General features: G+C 70.4%; 13 protein-coding genes. 7 read left to right on the forward strand and 6 right to left on the reverse strand.

Annotated features, from left to right (window positions below; genetic code table 11):
- Position 1 precedes the first annotated feature (1 nt).
- Positions 2–2,233 carry a bifunctional serine/threonine-protein kinase/ABC transporter substrate-binding protein gene (locus ABD371_RS17650; protein WP_344477965.1) on the reverse strand — a complete coding sequence of 744 codons (2,232 nt, stop codon included), beginning with the start codon at positions 2,231–2,233 and terminating at the stop codon, positions 2–4.
- 9 nt (positions 2,234–2,242) lie between these two features.
- Complete coding sequence (locus ABD371_RS17655) at positions 2,243–3,025, reverse strand: hypothetical protein (protein ID WP_381733982.1); 783 nt, start codon at positions 3,023–3,025, stop codon at positions 2,243–2,245.
- A 202-nt stretch (positions 3,026–3,227) separates the two neighbouring features.
- Here ABD371_RS17655 and ABD371_RS17660 point away from each other — a divergent pair, with 202 nt between their 5' ends.
- Together ABD371_RS17660 and ABD371_RS17665 are read left to right on the forward strand one after the other, a co-directional pair.
- Positions 3,228–3,611 carry a BlaI/MecI/CopY family transcriptional regulator gene (locus tag ABD371_RS17660; protein ID WP_344477967.1) on the forward strand — a complete coding sequence of 128 codons (384 nt, stop codon included), beginning with the start codon at positions 3,228–3,230 and terminating at the stop codon, positions 3,609–3,611.
- Positions 3,612–3,618: 7 nt separating this feature from the next.
- Positions 3,619–4,557 carry a M56 family metallopeptidase gene (locus ABD371_RS17665; protein WP_344477970.1) on the forward strand — a complete coding sequence of 313 codons (939 nt, stop codon included), beginning with the start codon at positions 3,619–3,621 and terminating at the stop codon, positions 4,555–4,557.
- Between the two features lie 83 nt (positions 4,558–4,640).
- On the opposite strand, the gene ABD371_RS17670 is transcribed toward ABD371_RS17665, so the two are convergent.
- Both ABD371_RS17670 and ABD371_RS17675 read right to left on the reverse strand, forming a co-directional pair.
- The gene (locus tag ABD371_RS17670) at positions 4,641–5,633 is read right to left on the reverse strand and encodes a sporulation protein (RefSeq protein WP_344477972.1); all 993 of its coding nucleotides are present in this window, start codon (positions 5,631–5,633) and stop codon (positions 4,641–4,643) included.
- Positions 5,634–5,721: 88 nt separating this feature from the next.
- Positions 5,722–5,943 carry a hypothetical protein gene (locus ABD371_RS17675; protein ID WP_344477974.1) on the reverse strand — a complete coding sequence of 74 codons (222 nt, stop codon included), beginning with the start codon at positions 5,941–5,943 and terminating at the stop codon, positions 5,722–5,724.
- A gap of 437 nt (positions 5,944–6,380) precedes the next feature.
- Between ABD371_RS17675 and ABD371_RS17680 the strand changes: the two genes are divergently transcribed.
- The 4 genes from ABD371_RS17680 (at position 6,381) to ABD371_RS17695 (ending at position 10,879) form a co-directional block, all read left to right on the forward strand.
- On the forward strand, positions 6,381–7,610 hold the full coding sequence (locus ABD371_RS17680; protein WP_344477976.1) for a cytochrome P450 family protein: 1,230 nt from the start codon (positions 6,381–6,383) through the stop codon (positions 7,608–7,610).
- A gap of 364 nt (positions 7,611–7,974) precedes the next feature.
- Positions 7,975–8,124: a hypothetical protein gene (locus ABD371_RS17685; RefSeq protein WP_190123751.1), complete on the forward strand. Its 150-nt coding sequence runs from the start codon at positions 7,975–7,977 to the stop codon at positions 8,122–8,124.
- 25 nt (positions 8,125–8,149) lie between these two features.
- Positions 8,150–9,343: a glycosyltransferase family 2 protein gene (locus ABD371_RS17690; protein ID WP_344477978.1), complete on the forward strand. Its 1,194-nt coding sequence runs from the start codon at positions 8,150–8,152 to the stop codon at positions 9,341–9,343.
- 297 nt (positions 9,344–9,640) lie between these two features.
- Complete coding sequence (locus ABD371_RS17695) at positions 9,641–10,879, forward strand: nucleotide sugar dehydrogenase (protein WP_425575810.1); 1,239 nt, start codon at positions 9,641–9,643, stop codon at positions 10,877–10,879.
- A gap of 175 nt (positions 10,880–11,054) precedes the next feature.
- Here the strand turns inward: ABD371_RS17695 and ABD371_RS17700 are convergent, their stop codons facing one another.
- Positions 11,055–11,438 (reverse strand): hypothetical protein, encoded by a 384-nt coding sequence (locus tag ABD371_RS17700; protein ID WP_344477980.1) that lies wholly within the window; start codon positions 11,436–11,438, stop codon positions 11,055–11,057.
- Positions 11,439–11,911: 473 nt separating this feature from the next.
- Here ABD371_RS17700 and ABD371_RS17705 point away from each other — a divergent pair, with 473 nt between their 5' ends.
- Positions 11,912–12,898 carry a tyrosine-type recombinase/integrase gene (locus ABD371_RS17705; protein ID WP_344477982.1) on the forward strand — a complete coding sequence of 329 codons (987 nt, stop codon included), beginning with the start codon at positions 11,912–11,914 and terminating at the stop codon, positions 12,896–12,898.
- Positions 12,899–13,429: 531 nt separating this feature from the next.
- Here the strand turns inward: ABD371_RS17705 and ABD371_RS17710 are convergent.
- Positions 13,430–14,317 carry an alpha/beta fold hydrolase gene (locus ABD371_RS17710; RefSeq protein ID WP_344477984.1) on the reverse strand — a complete coding sequence of 296 codons (888 nt, stop codon included), beginning with the start codon at positions 14,315–14,317 and terminating at the stop codon, positions 13,430–13,432.
- Positions 14,318–15,025 lie beyond the last annotated feature (708 nt).

Raw genomic sequence — 15,025 nt, forward strand, 5'->3', positions numbered from 1 at the left:
GTCAGCTCTTCCACTCCTGGGCCGGGCCCAGATAGCGGTAGCGGCGGTTCTCGACCCGGTACAGATGGGCGTGCCGGCCGACGAGCTGCTGACGCTCCCGGTCGAACGCGTAGGAACGGGAGATCCCCTCGTACCGGGCCGCGGCGACCGCGGCGGTGAGCGCGGACCGGGTGGGCGGGCCGGTCCCCGCCTTCAGGGTGGGCCGGATGGGCCCGGTGGGCCGGGCGGACCCGCCGTCGCCGGAGGGAGTGGCCCTCGCGGTCCCGGTCCCCGCGGTTCCGCCGTCGACCAGGCCGGCCAGCGTGCGGGCGACGAGTCCCGCCGCGTCGTACGCCTCGGCCGACCACGCCGCCGGTTCGGCGTCGAAGCGCCCCCGGTGGGCGGCGGCGAAGGCCACCGCGGCGGGTGCCGTCGCGTGGGTGAACGGCGCGACGAACTCCCAGCCCTCCGCCGCCGCGCCCGCCCGCTCCAGGAACTCCGCTCCCATGACGGTGTGCTGGGCCACGCGCGCTCCGGTGAAGGAGCGGGCGGCCAGCGCGCGGGCGACCCTGGCGGCTCCGGCGGCGTCACCGGCGTAGAAGACGGCGTCGCGGCGGTGGGCGAGCAGGTCGGCGACGACCGGGCCGAAAGCGGTGGTTCCGGGGGGCACCACCCGGGGGTGGGTCGTGGCGTCGGTGAGATCGCGCGCCATCAGGTTGGCCGTGTAGCCCGCCTGATAGGCCGCCTGTCCGCCGGACCGGTCGATCAGAATGCCCAGCCGTTTCGCCCCGGGGCGCTGCAGGATACGGCCGACGACGGGGACGGACAGCGCCGCGTAGGAGGGGGCGGCCTGGAAGAAGGAGCCGTTGGCCCGGGCCGGGAAGGCCATCTGGAGGGCCGAGACGGTCAGGACCGGCAGCGCGGCTTCGTCGTAGGCGGGCAGGGCGGCTCCGGCCGCCGCGTCGCCCGTGGGCCCGATGACCGCCAGGACTTCCGGATCGCGGGTGAACTCCTCGGCGACCCGGGCGGAGCGACCGGCGTCGCCCCGGTCGTCGAGGACCTTCACAGTGAGCCGGAGGGGGTGTCCGTCGCCGGAGTTGAAGCGGTCGACGGCGAGCCGGACACCGCGTTCCTGTGCCCGGCCGGCGGCGGCCCCCGGCCCGGTCAGGTCGGCGTGCACACCGATGACCCAGCTCTTTCCGCTCTCTCCGCGCGGTGCGGCCTCCTCACGGGTGAGGCGCACGGCACCGAAGACGCCCGCGCCGAGGAGCACCGCGCCGCCGGCCGCGAACAGCAGGGCCCGCCGCCGGGTGGGGCCGGGGCGCGGGGGCCCGGGGCGCTCGTCGGCGACGGTGGCGTCGATGCCGGGCAGGGCGAGGAGAGCGACGGAGCGGTCGGCGATGAGCCGGACGACGTCCTCGGGCAGCCGGCCCGCGGCGGCCCCGGCGGGCACGTCCCGGGGTATCAGGGTGTCGAGGCCGGCGGCGGACGGACGCGCGCCGGGCTTCTTGGCGAGGCAGTGCTCCAACAGCGAGCGCAGGGAAGCGTCCTCGATGCCGTCGAGGTCGGGTGCGGCGTGCACCGTACGGTAGAGGACGGCGTCGACGGCCCCACCGCCGAACGGCGTCCGGCCGGTGGCCGCGTACGCCAGGAGGCAGCCGAGCGAGAAGACGTCCCCCTCCGGCCCGGCCGTGCTCCCGGACACCTGCTCGGGCGCGAGGAAGCCAGGGGTGCCGACGAGGAGACCGGTGGCGGTCAGGGCGGTGGTGTCGGCGGCGCGGGCGATCCCGAAGTCGATCAGCCGGGGGCCGTCGGCCGTCAGCAGGACATTGCCCGGTTTGACATCGCGGTGGACGAGCCCGGCACCGTGCACGGCGGCCAGGGCGCGGGACAGCGGCCGGCCCAGGGCCAGCACGCTGCGCACGGGCAGCGGCCCCCGGTGGGCGACGACGTCGGAGAGCGTCGGCCCGGGGACGAACTCCGTGGCGATCCAGGGACGTTCGGCCTCGGTGTCGGCGTCGGTGACCGGAACGGCCCAGGGGCTGTCGACCCGGCGGGCGGCCTCGGCCTCACGGCGGAAACGGGCACGGAAGTCCTCGTCCCCGGCGTGTTCGGGCAGGATCACCTTGATCGCGGCGAGTGCTCCGGCGTCGGTGCGTCCGAGGTAGACGACGCCCATGCCGCCCGCGCCGAGGCGGCCGAGGAGCCGGTGCCCGCCGATCCGGGCGGGGTCGCCGGGTCGCAGTTCGTCCATCGTCCGGCCTCAGTTCTGCTTCTCGACGGCGGATTCCAGCCGGGCCAGCATGGCGGACTGCGCCTGCACGACCAGTCCGTCCACCTCCCGCTCGGTGCGGCCCTTCGCCCCCTTGCCGGTCACGGCGACGGTGAACTGGAGGGTCTGCGCCTGCTGCCAGGAGTAGTGGTGGGGCCCGCCCAGCTCGGAGCTCTGATACTGGCCCGTCTCGCTGAGGGAGTCCTCGGAGTTGGTCTGGGTGGCCTCGCCGCCCAGGAGCGCGGCGGCGAGCAGAGGGCCGATCAGCTCACCCTCGCGCAGCTTCTGGGTGGGGCAGCGCATCGACTCCTCGATCGACTCCGCCATCTCCCAGGTCGCGTCCTCACGGGTGCGGTGGACGGTGACCACGGCGGCGAGGCGCAGCGGGCCCCTGCCCGCCGCGGCGGGCACCTCGAACGACCGGGTGAGGGTGGCCATGACGCTGTCCGCGGGCTTTCGCCGCTGCCAGACGCAGTCCTCGCCGAGCACGGGCCAGGTCGCCGGGTCGCTCTCGTACGGGCTCCGCCTCACCACCTCGGTCCCGAAACTGTCGGTGTCGGCGATGACCCGGTCGATGAGGGCGCGCGCCGCCGCGGGAGTTCTCGGCAGCCGGGCGGTGTCGGGCCGGAAACCCCCCGTCGCGTCGGCCGAGGGCCCGGCCCCGGCGCCACCCCCGGAACCCGGACCCGCCGCCGTCCCTCCGTTCGCCGGAGTGCTCCGCTCCGCGGCCTTTCCGGGGCCGTCCGCCGTACTGGAGCAGCCTGTCAGCACCATGGCGATCAACGCCAAAGGCGGTATCAAGCGGTTTCCCGACAAGGGCACGCGACAGTCCACGGGGCTCCCCTCCTCGACGCCGTGTCGATCCTAGGTCGCGGGCACCGGGGGACGGTCCCGTTCCGGAACTTGTGACCGTGGATCTGGCTACGATGAGTGATCCCGTCTCCGGCGGACGGGGAGGCGGCTGGAGGGAGACGGGGTGAGCGAGCGGGAGCGGCGTCTTCGGCGGGGCCAGGGCGAGCTGGAGGCGCAGGTGCTGGCGGCGCTGGGGAAGGCGCCCGGGCCGGTCGACGCGGCGTGGGTGCGGGCCAGGCTCGGTGGTGAGCTGGCGTACACGACGGTGATCACCATTCTGACGCGGCTGCTGGCCAAGGAGGCGGTGACGCGGGAGAAGTCGGGGCGTGCGTTCGTGTGGTCGCCGGCGGCGGACGAGGCCGGTCTCGCCGCGCTGCGGATGCGGCGGGTGCTGGACGGGGAGAGCGACCGGGAGGCGGTGCTCGCGAGCTTCGTGACGTCATTGCCGCCGGGCGACGAGCGGCTGTTGCGGGAGCTGCTGGAGCGGGCCGAGGAACCGGAGGACTGACGCGGTCATGGGGGTCTTCGTCTTCCTGCCGCTGGTGTTGCCGCTGACCGCGTGGCCGGTCGCCCGGCTGGCGGAGCAGCGCCTGCATCCGCGTACCGCGACGGTCCTGCTGACCGTGGTCGCCGGGGTGCTGGCGGTGTGCAGCACGGTGTGCCTGGTGCTGCTGATGGTGGTGGGCACCGCGCAGTTGCCGGGCAATCCCCTGCCGGACGGCTGGTCGGACCGGGAGGTGCGTGAAGCGGTCCCCTACGACGAGGTGGCGGGACGGGTGGCGATTCCGGTCCTGATCGCCGTCCTGGCGGCGTGCTCACGGATGCTGTGGGCGCACTGGCGGGTTCGCCGGAACGCCGGGCGGGCTCTGGCGGGGCTCGGGAATTCCCCGGTGGCGGTGCTGCCGGATGCGACGCCTTACGCGTACGCGCTGCCCCCGGGGCGGGGCCGGGCGGGCCGGGTGGTCGTGTCGACGGCGATGGTCGCCTGTCTGGAAGGGCCGGAGAGACGGGCGCTCTTCGCGCATGAGCGGGCCCATCTGGCCTGCCGTCATCACCGTTTCCTGCTGGTGGTGCAGGTGGCCGCCCGTGCCAATCCCTTTCTGCGCCCGCTGCGGACGGCGGTGGCGTACACGACGGAGCGGTGGGCCGACGAGGACGCGGCGAAGGCGGTCGGCAGCCGGCGGGTGATGGCGCGGGCCGTGGCCAGGGCCGCGCTGGTCTCCCGCGGCGCACCGGTCTCGACACTGGCTCATTTCGCTGTCGCGGGACCGGTGCCGAGGCGGGTGGCGGCGCTGCTGGAGCCGGCCCCGGCCGTACGGAGGTGGCCGTCGGTGTTCAGTACGGTCGGCCTGGCCGTGTGGACGGCCGCGGCGGGGGCGACCTGCTCCGCGCTGTCCTCGGCGAACGCGGCGTTCACCCTGTTCGTGGTGTTGAAGGCGGCCACCCCTCTGTAGAAGAGCAGGCGGGTGGGTGGGTGGTGCGGGCCGCGGGTGTTCGGCCCGCACCGGGACGCGGCGGTCGTGCCGGGTCGGCGGGCTCAGCCCTCGTCCCCTTCCCCCTCCTCGCCCTCGAAGAAGTCGCCGATCTCGTCGACGGCTTCGGCGGCGACCATTCCGCCCACCACGCCGACGGCGAGACCGGCCGCGCCCGCGGCGATGACCGTGCCAGTGCCGGGGCCGGAGCGGTGACCGCCGTGCCCGTGGTGGTATTCCTGGTGGTCGCCGTGCGGCGCGTAGGGCGCGGGAACGCTGTGATGACCGCGGTTGGCCACCAGCTGGCGGATCCAGGCGTCGACGACCGCGTTCAGATCGCGGTGGGCGGCGCCCTCGTGGCTGAGGACATGCCGGTTGACCGCGTCGTGTCCCGAGGAGAAGAAGCCGGAGGGCTTGTCGGCCTCCAGGATGATCTCCATGTCGCCGGGGCCCGCGATGAACGTCACCTCCAGTTCCGCCATGGCGTGCGCGTACTGCGGGGCGGGAGCGAGTTCGATCTCCTGGTGGAAGGGGAGGTGCTGCCCCGTACCGCCGATGTGCCCGTACTCCAGATCGGCGGACCGGAAGCCGAAGCCCAGCTGCCCGAGGGCTTCGAGAACGGCTTCCTGCGCGGGCAGCGGGGCCACGGTCAGCGGGTCCAGATCTCCCTTGTCCTTCGCGCCCGCCACCCCCAGTCCGGTCCGCACGCCGAGGACGATGCCGAGCGGCCGGCCGTGCAACTCGGTGATCGGCGTCTCCCAGGGCAGCGTGAGAGCGAAGGGAACACTGCGCCGTTCGCCCTCGGCGAGCCGGAACCCGCCCGCGACGGTGAACCGGCCGAAGCCGGCCGTGCCCTCGGACTCGCCCTCGCTGTGCTCCGCCTCGACCCGGGCGACCAGGTCCAGGGTGATGTGCTCGATGTCGAAGGCGGCCCTGCCGCCCTCCAGCCGGATCTGCCCGGAGAGCTCCCCGCCGGGCAGCACGGGACCGGGGTCGAGGACCGTGTCCACGACCGGCCCGCCCACGCCGAGCGAGCCGAGCAACCGCTTGAACACCATGATGGCGTTCTCCTTTTCGTGTGCAGGGGGTGCGCGGTGCCGAGGCCGGGGGGGAACGTCCGGCCTCGGCACCGCGCGGTCGGTGTGGCTACCTGGCCGCGGCGGCGAGGGCGGAGAGGGCCTGGGCCCAGCGGGCGTACTTCAGTTCCGCGAGATCGGCGACGGATGCGACGCCGAACGCCTCCTTCAGGAGTTCGCCGTCACGGTCGGACACCCCCTTCAGGGCGGAAACGGGTGCGTCGAGGATCTCCGGCAGGCTCTTCTCCGCCCACGCCTTGTCCAGCACCTTGTTCAGATCGATCGAAGCCATGTGTGCCCTCCGGGGCCGATGGGGCGAGCGAGGTCTTCCGGCGGAGTGCCCCATGAACCCGGAACACTCAACTCGGCGGCACTGCCCGCAGATTGCGCGCCTCCGCGGCGCGGCCCGGCAACCGCCGGACCACCCTCACTTTCTACACGACTGTAGAAGTTCAGGCTACTTCCCGCTGCCTGTCTGACCTGAAAGGTCCGGAATTCACTCCTGCCGAGTGCGACGTCGAACACCGCGCACACCGCGATTCAGACAAGAGGCCGATTCCCTCTATGCAGTTCCGAGTGGGCGCAGGACAATCCCCGGTACCGATTCCCCGCCGTCGACGCGGAGTCCATCCATCCAACGCACGGGCGCGCCCCGGCGTCCGGGAGCGAGACCGCACCACCGTGGCCGCTCCCGCCGACGGGCCGTCCCCGCGTGACCGGAGGTGTCTCATGACCACCAGCCACGAGGTTTCCGTCCCGGTCCTCGACAGCGACGGAGGTGACCGGCTGTACGAGCAGATCGAGGAACTCCGCGCCACCGGGCCCGCCGTGCGGGTCCGGCTGCCCCAGAACGTCATCGCCTGGTCCGTCACACGAGGCGACGTCGTCAGGCGGCTCGTCACCCATCCCGATGTCACCAGGAACGCCCGTGGCACCTGGACCGGTTACCGGCCGGGTGCCGTCCCCTGGCTCTCCCCCTGGGTCGACGTCCGCTCCATGGCCACCTCCGAGGGGGCGGAGCACACCCGGTTACGGCGGCTGATCGGCCCCGCTTTCGCACCGCGGCGCATGCAGTCGCTGCGGCCCTCGATCGAGTCCGTCGTCACGGACATGCTGGACGGTCTGGAGGCCCTGGACGGCGGCGCGGCGGTGGACCTGCGGGCCCACTTCGCGCACGGTGTGCCGACCCGGGTGATCTGCGACCTCTTCGGCGTTCCCGAGGACCAGCGCCCCGCCATGCTCTCCGTCGTCGACGCGATCCTGGCCACCGACGTCCCCCAGGAGGAGTCGGCGCGGATCGCGAGCGAACTGCACACCGTCATGCACCGTCTCGTGGAGGCGAAGCGGCGGGAGCCCGGCGACGACATGACCAGCCTGCTGCTCACCGCCCACGAGGGGGACCGGCTCACCGAGACGGAGCTGATCTCCACCCTGGTCCTGATGATCGGCGCCGGGAGCCAGACCACGATCGCGCTGATCGGCAACGCCGTCCGGGCACTCCTCACCCACCGCCGGCAACTGAGCGCGACGCTGGCCGATCCCACCCGCTGGGCCGATGTCATCGAGGAGACTCTGCGGCTCCACCCACCGGTCGTCCATCTCCCGCTGCGGTTCGCGATCCGTGACATCGATCTCGGCGAGGGCGTCACCATAGCCGCCGGGGAGGCCATCCTCATCGGGTTCGGGGCGCACGGCCGGGACCCCTCGTTCCATGACGCCGCGCACGGCTTCAAGATCGACCGCGTGGACAGGGACCACATGGCCTTCGGCCACGGCATCCACTACTGCCTCGGCGCCCCCCTCGCCCGGCTGGAGGCCGCCATCGCGCTCCCCGCCCTCTTCGACCGGTTCCCGGACATCGTCCTCGCGGACGAGGGGACCGCGCCCGACCCGCAGCCGTCGTTCATCGGCAATGACGTCCTCGCCCTGCCCGTTCTCCTGCGCCCCGCCGCGCCGTAGGGCGCGGGGGGCGACCGTTCCGGCGACCACCTCACCGATGTCGCCGATGCCACCGGGCAGGGCATCCGCCTCATCAACCGCAATCCGCAACTGCCGCGGTTCTTCGCGGCCGTAGCCGAGTTGTTGGATCTGCCGGGTGGGTGCGGAGGCGTTTGTGCAGCCTTCCGCCGAGTGCTGGATAGGGCTATCTGACTGATATTGGCCTCCTGGATTGCGCAATGGGCGAGTTGTGGGCGAGATCATGATTCTGTGGGACCAGAAGATCACCTGATAGGGAAGATTTCGTTTCCACCCGACGCATCTCAGTAAGCGACTGCCAAGCGTGATGTGCCGTCAGGAACGCTCACCCCAAGGGAACCACGGTATGTATGAAGACCCGCTGCCCAAGACCGGGCTGGCCATCAGTATCGGGGGCGTGTCGATCGGCTTGTCGTGGCTCATCGGCGTCAGTCTGGTGCTGATCGTGATCGGAATTCTCGTGATCAGGTACTGGCGGCGGCGTGAGAACGCGTAAGGCGTTTGCGTGGACGGTCGCGACCATGACGGCCGCCCTGATCGTCGCCTTCCACTGGCAGATGGGGAACACGGCCTGGGACATCACCGGGGTGTTCTACATCGCCGTCGCCGCGACGCTGATGTGGATGCTCGGTTCGTCGGCGCGACGGCGCTCATTCGCCCATCTCCCGGTCGCCGAGGGCCGGGTCGTGGTCGTCGTGCCGACGTACAACGAGCGGCCCGACCTGCTCCGCGCGTGCGTCCGGTCATTGGTGTCACAGACGAAGCCGCCCGAGCGGATCATCGTTGTGGACGACGGATCCGATACACCGGTCGAGCCCTTCGACCTGGCGGGCGTGGTGTGGCTACGGCAGGGCAACGCCGGCAAGAGAGGGGCTCAGATGGCCGGGCTGGCGCATGTCGGCGCAGCCGAGTGGGCCGACTTCGTCGTGACGGTGGACAGCGACAGCGTCATCGCGCCGGACGGGATCGAACAGCTGCTCCGTGCCCTGTCTGATCCAGCGGTACAGGCCGCGACCAGCGCTTCCTGCCTCGTGCTCAACCGCACCGAGTCGATCTGGACACGAGTGCAGGACCTGGAGATCAGCCTCAGCAACATGGTGATGCGCCGAGCCCGGTCCTCGATCGGCGCGGTGGTTCCCACCTCGGGGGCATTCGCGATCTACCGAGCGGGCATTCTCTGGGACAACGCCGAGGATTACCTGACGGAGGGCACCTTCGGTGACGATCGACGGCTGTCCCACTACTCGTTGCAGCGTGGTCAGGTCGTAGCTGTCGATGAGGCCGTGGTGCGGTTCGAGATGCCGTCCACCTACCGTGGCGCATTCCGGCAGCGGACCCGGTGGTTCAAGGGGTACATGCGGTATCTGCCCTGGGAGATCAGGAACTTCACCGGCTGGGCGCTTGCGCTGCGGTGCTGGAACCTGACACTGGTGGCGCTGTATCCGCTGATCGTGGGCTACGTACTCGTGGCCATTCCGCTGTTGGGCGGCCAGGTGTACTGGCAGATGATCGCGTACTGGTTGGTGCTCCTCTACATGCAGACCTCGCTGTATCTCGAACGGCCGGAGATGGCGTTCCGGTCGCGCTTGATGCTGTGGCTGCTGCTCACACCGTTGCTGCTGGCCTATCAAATGATGGTGATCCGACCGGCGATGTACTACGCGGCAACGCAGACGCGCAGGATGGGCTGGGCCACTCGGGGCGTGATGGCGTAGCGCCGCTGATGGAATACATGGCCGATCGTCAAATGCCCTGTCGAAGCGCCGAGTCGGCCACCCGCCACGAAGGGGGCCGGCTGCGGATCCGACCAATTTTCGGTGGATCAGGTCCGCCGGGAGGGAGGCGGTGTTGTTCTCCGTCTTCGACGCACCCGAGAAGCTTGCCGATACTAAACTATTTGTGGTCATGTGTGGGTCATGGTTCAGGAATGCGTAAGTAGTCCGTCCCGTCCGACGGCTTTCTCTGATGCTTCGTCTGGCTCGGATCTCCATGGTCGAGCCCTGCGCGTCCTGATCGCGGGCCAGGGGTACGTGGGGCTGCCTCTCGCCATGGCCGCGGTGCGGGCGGGGCACCGGGTCGTCGCATACGAACCCGACGGCGAGCGTTGCCGGCGACTGAGGGAAGCGGACTCCTACGTGAAGGACGTTCCGTGCCGGCAGCTGAGAACCGCGCTCGCCAGTGGACGCTACCTTCCCGTGTCCGACCCGGCGGCGCTGAACCGCGGATGGGATGTCGCGGTCATCGCCGTGCCGACACCGCTCAGGGACGGGATGCCAGACCTCGGCCATGTCCGCACGGCCGGCTCCCTGCTGGCGCGCGGCCTGAGGCGCGGGCAGGGCCAGATCGTGATCCTTGAGTCCACCACGCACCCCGGAACCACGCGCAAGGCCCTCGTCCCCCTCCTGGAGGAGGAGTCCGGACTCACCGCGGGTGAGGACTTCCACGCCGGGTACAGCCCCGAACGGATCGACCCCGGCAACCGGGAGTGGACGTTCGCCAACACCCCCAAGGTGATCTCCGGCCTGACACCGGCCTGTACCGCACGGGTCCGCGACTTCTACCGGACGGTCACCGCGACCGTGCACGAAGCGGGAACGCTGGAGAGCGCGGAACTGGCGAAGATCCTGGAGAACACCTTCCGACACGTCAACATCGCCCTGGTCAACGAGCTGGCCCGCTTCGCCCACACGCTCGGTATCGACTTGTGGGACGCGCTCCGGCTGGCAGAGACCAAGCCCTTCGGCTACATGAAGTTCACCCCGGGCCCCGGAGTGGGAGGTCACTGCCTGCCAGTCGACCCCGTCTATCTCAGCCATCACGTCAGAACGACATTGGGCGAGTCATTCCGCTTCGTCGAACTCGCCCAGGACATCAACGAGCAGCAACCCGCCTATGTGGTGCGGCGCCTTCAGGACGGCCTCAACGCCCGCGGGAAGCCGCTCAAGGGCTCGACGATCGCCGCCCTCGGGCTGTCCTACAAAGCCGGCAGCGCCGACGTACGGCAGAGCCCCGCCCGTGTCGCCATCGACATCCTCCGCGCCAAGGGCGCCATCGTCACCGTCGTCGACCCGCACGCGGCGGCAACCGAGCCCGGGATCCTCGGCGAGATGAACCCCGCAGGCGACTACGACGCCGTACTCATCCTCACCGCCCACCCCGAGTTCGACCTCGGCAAGGTCGTTGCCGAGGCCCCCTACGTGCTCGACACCCGCGGCGTCGCACCGGCCGCCTCCTCCGTCGAGCGTCTGTGACTCCGCTCGAACGGGCCGGCTGCCGATCAGCAGCACACCCGCGCGAGAGCCTCGTATCCGTCGGAGCCGTACCTCGCGGCGGCCTCGGGTCACATGCTTCGCCGGCCCCCTCCGCACGGGCGTGCGGAGGATTCCTTCTGCCTGGCGGCACATGCCGCCGGGCAGAAGGGCCGAACTAGAGCACGGCGACCGTGAACCATGTGTCGGCGTAGTATCCGGCGTTGTACGTGTAGACCGTGATTGAACTTGCGTCGAAGCCGCAGGTGCCGGTCGGCGCGCGGCGGACATCAAGGGTGGTCTGTCTACCGCTGTTGGGCGTCGCCAGGACCACCGCGTTCCTGAGCGAGACGGTGCTGTTCACTCTGACGCAGTAGCGCCCCTTCGCGACGCGTTGGGACGACACGACATTTTTGCCCGAGACGAGAGTGCCGGCGGCGCTGACCTTGGCAGCCGCGCGGGCGTTGGGGGCGTCCAGGTCGGCGGCCGTTGCCGATGTGACGGTCAGGGGCAGCGAGATCGCTGCGCCGACGGCGATGGCCAGTGAAGTACGTCTTCTCAACGACACGGAGACTCCTTCCGATTGCCTGCCAACCATGGGGGAGGCAGGGAAGGCAGTGGCGAGAGAGATCGCCGTCCGCCTATTCCGATAATGCGATCTTGACCGGATACTGCACCGATCCAGGCACGGTGACCGCGTCATTCGTCCCAGGTTCGCCGCTCTTCACCCGGTCAGCGCACCCCCACAGGCCGGCGCCCACCATCCCCGGAGACCCGTCCGAGTGACCCCTCCGGCGGCCCCGGTGACCGGGGCCGCCGGCAATGAGGTTCCGGTCACCGCGCGCGGAGCCGGAAGAAGGCGGGAACGGCCGAGGTCCCCCTCCCGCCCCATGCGCTGGAAGCCCTCGGCGCATCCACCGCCATCCGCCTGCGCGGGGACCACCCCCTTCACCACGTCGGTGGGGCCGGTTCGCCGGGAACATCCCCGTCTGAGCGGGGACCACGAAAGAGAAGGCCCGCGCCTGGGGCCTGGACATGGAAGCCAAGCTCCGACGCGGAATGCTGCGCGACCCCCATCTCGGCAAGATGAAGTTCGCTGAGTGGTACCGGAAGTGGTGGAACGCCCGAGTCGTCGAGCCGCATACCCTGCGCGGCGACGCCTCCAGCATCAAGAACCACATCACGCCGTACTGGGCCGCCTGGGAAATGCGGGCCATCTCCCGCATTGACGTCCAGGGCTGGATCCGCGCCCTGGTGGAGAAGGGTGCAGGGGCCTCGGCGATCCAGCGTGCCTACAACCTGATGTCCTCGGTCATGCGCGCGGCCGTCGACGACGACATCATCGCGGTAAGCCCCTGCCGCGGCATCGACCTGCCCACCATCGTCACCAAACCGCCGCAGTGGTTCACCGTCGACCAGGCGCAGAGCATCCTGGACGAACTCCCCACCCCGTGGCGGACCATGTGCCTGCTCGGCTTCTACACCGGACTGCGCTGGGGTGAACTCACTGGACTGCACCACCACCGCATCGACCGCCGCCGCTCCCGCCTCTTCGTCGTCGAAGTCAACACCAAGAGCGGCATCAAGGAGTACCCCAAAAGCTCCAAGAGCCGACGCGAGGTCCCCCTTCCGCCCCATGCGCTGGAAGCCCTCGAACGGCACATCCACCGCCTTGAACGTGACGCAGTGGTCTTCACCACCCTCGCCAAGGGCCGCGCCGGCCGACTCCCTGACGACGGCAACTGGCGACGCCAGACCTGGTGGCCCGCAGCCGAAGACGCCCACTACTTCGACACCGACGGCGACCAGCGCCTAGTACCGCACTACCCGCCCCACTCCATGCGCCACACCTGCGCCTCCTGGCTCGTCCAAAGAGGCGTCTCCCTCTACGAGGTCCAGCACCTCCTGGGCCACGAGAGCTTCCAGACCACCCAGCGCTACGCGCACCTCCAGCCCGATGCCCACCGGGCCGTCCTCGGAGCATGGGAGCGGCTGGAATCGCCCCTGACCCTCGCCGTATAGAGCACGACGAACCGGCCCCTTCTTCTTACTCCCGGAGCGAGAAGAAGGGGCCGGTTCGTCGTTCGCCGTGCTGCGGTAAAACGCCCGGAGAGGACGTCCAGCCGATGGCAGTACTCACTCTCGGTAGCGAAAACCGCTGGCCAGAGTGGGTTTCAGACCATGATCAACGAGCGTCAAATGAGCGTCACGAGCGTCATTTCAGCGTCAAGATATCGCCCGTAACGCCCGCAACGCACATAACGCACATCGGCAAAACCGCAGGTCAGACGTCCTTCTTGATCGGCTCAAGGATCGCGACGCACTCCACGTGGTGCGACTGGTGAAACAAATCGACCTGCGGCGATGCCGCTGGCACCAGGTGTTGAAACGGGGACCACCTATGAAACGCTGCCGTCGATCTTGACGACGCCGTGGCTCACGCTGAACCCACTGAGATGTCGACGCCGTCAGTGATCAAGCGCTGTTGTGCCTGTTCCTCGGCGGCGTCAAGTGCGGGTTCGAGTTCGGCTTTGCGGGAAGCTCCCCTGTGGCTTAGGTCCGGTCGCGGTTGGTGCTTCCCGAGCTGTCCCCGGGAGGCCGGGGTCTGTCGTGGCCGGCCAATGCAGCCAAGTGATGGGGATGTTCCTCGACGAGGAGATGCCCGGCCTCGGCCATGACGTCCAGTTTCAGCCCCAGGCGGGTGCGGACCGCGCGGCGCAGCCGGTCGGCCGGGAGGAAGACGTCGTGGGCGCCCGAGACGACCTGCCGGGGGTACGTGCTCCGCGAGGGTTCGGCCATCGCGGGCGCTCCGCTGGAGCGGGAGTGCCGCGCGACCAGGGTCATCCACTCGACCAGTTCCTCCCTCGGCTGCCGGCCCGGTACGTGCATGGCCCTCAGGAGCCCGCGGCTGCTCGCCGCCGTGGGGCGGAGGAACCAGGCGGCCGAGGCGGCCAGCAGGCGAGGGGGCACGCTGAGCCTGGTCAGCCCGCCGGGCGACACCAGAATCATCCGCTCGATACGCGAGGACGTGGACGAGAGGGCGATCGCGGCGCCGAAGGAGTGCCCCATCACCGTGACGGGTCCGGTGGCGGTCTGCTCGATGACCTCGCTCAGCCAGGTGCCGTACCAGGACATTCTCCCCGCCGCGGGGCCGCGTTCGCCGGAGCTGAGGCCGGGCTGCCCGGGGATGTCGGGCAAGAGGACACGGTGTCCCGCATCGACGAGTGCCGAGGCGAGGGGAAGCGACGCGGCAGCGCAGAAGTTGGTCCCCGGGACGAATACCACCGGGGTGCCCTCCGGCCCGGCGGTGGTGACATGGGTTCGTGAGCCGCCGGCCACCACAGTGATCCGCTCGTGCGGTACCGGCCACGTCCGAAGGCGGTCCGCGCACCAGCTTCTGATGGTGTCCCGCCCCCGGGCGCTGCGGTATATCGATGGCATCCGGCCAGTATCACGCTCCGCACGGCAGCAGGGCAGTGCCGGCGGTGATGCGCTCCGTCAGGGAATCGCCAACGACGCGGTGAACGAAACCGCGGGTGGTGGCCGTCGGGCAGGTGCTGTGCTGCTTGTTCGGTGCGAGGCCGGTGGGCGGCGTCCGCGATCAGCCACCGTCAGGAGGACAGCTCCGTCCCTGGGAGGAGGCTCCGCTGATCGGGCTTCCCCTGCTGTGAGTTCGCTGTCGTTCATGGAGTCACCGGGGCGCGGTTGTCTGGAGCCGGTGCCCGTGTGCCGGGCGGGAAGGGGGACCCCGGTGGGGTGGCGGTGACGGTTCGGAAGGGATATGACGCCACGATCACGTCGGGAGGCGGGAGCGAGGTCTCCCCCGGGGTACCCCGCAATGCCGGGAGCTGGCGGCGGTGCTCAACTGGGCCGGTGGAGGGGCGTGAGGGCGTTCATGCTGGGCCGGGCTGGTGCGGCTGGGTCCCGGTCGGTGCCCGGCGCGGTGACGGTGAGCCTGCCCGCGTACTCCGAGGAGGCGGTCTCGTCGGGCAGTCCGGCTCCGCTTGGTCCCGGAAGGGCGTGGAACTGCGTCGGCGCGTGGCCCCCTGAGCGGAAGGGGCGGTTGTCGGCTGCCCGTCCCGGGGGTGGGTGGGCCTCGTCTGGTGCGTGCCGCTCGGGCGGCGGGTCTCTTCGTGCGGTGTTGCCGGT

The sequence above is a fragment of the Streptomyces amakusaensis genome, from assembly GCF_039532665.1.
Lineage (GTDB): Bacteria > Actinomycetota > Actinomycetes > Streptomycetales > Streptomycetaceae > Streptomyces > Streptomyces amakusaensis.

Bases quoted from the DNA above. Each gene is read 5' to 3' on its own strand.
- ABD371_RS17670 (WP_344477972.1), bottom strand. From the start codon at position 5,633: ATGGTGTTCAAGCGGTTGCTCGGCTCGCTCGGCGTGGGCGGGCCGGTC.
- ABD371_RS17680 (WP_344477976.1), top strand. From the start codon at position 6,381: ATGACCACCAGCCACGAGGTTTCCGTCCCGGTCCTCGACAGCGACGGA.
- ABD371_RS17685 (WP_190123751.1), top strand. From the start codon at position 7,975: ATGTATGAAGACCCGCTGCCCAAGACCGGGCTGGCCATCAGTATCGGG.
- ABD371_RS17710 (WP_344477984.1), bottom strand. From the start codon at position 14,317: ATGCCATCGATATACCGCAGCGCCCGGGGGCGGGACACCATCAGAAGC.
- ABD371_RS17665 (WP_344477970.1), top strand. From the start codon at position 3,619: ATGGGGGTCTTCGTCTTCCTGCCGCTGGTGTTGCCGCTGACCGCGTGG.
- ABD371_RS17705 (WP_344477982.1), top strand. From the start codon at position 11,912: ATGGAAGCCAAGCTCCGACGCGGAATGCTGCGCGACCCCCATCTCGGC.
- ABD371_RS17690 (WP_344477978.1), top strand. From the start codon at position 8,150: ATGACGGCCGCCCTGATCGTCGCCTTCCACTGGCAGATGGGGAACACG.
- ABD371_RS17655 (WP_381733982.1), bottom strand. From the start codon at position 3,025: ATGGTGCTGACAGGCTGCTCCAGTACGGCGGACGGCCCCGGAAAGGCC.
- ABD371_RS17675 (WP_344477974.1), bottom strand. From the start codon at position 5,943: ATGGCTTCGATCGATCTGAACAAGGTGCTGGACAAGGCGTGGGCGGAG.
- ABD371_RS17650 (WP_344477965.1), bottom strand. From the start codon at position 2,233: ATGGACGAACTGCGACCCGGCGACCCCGCCCGGATCGGCGGGCACCGG.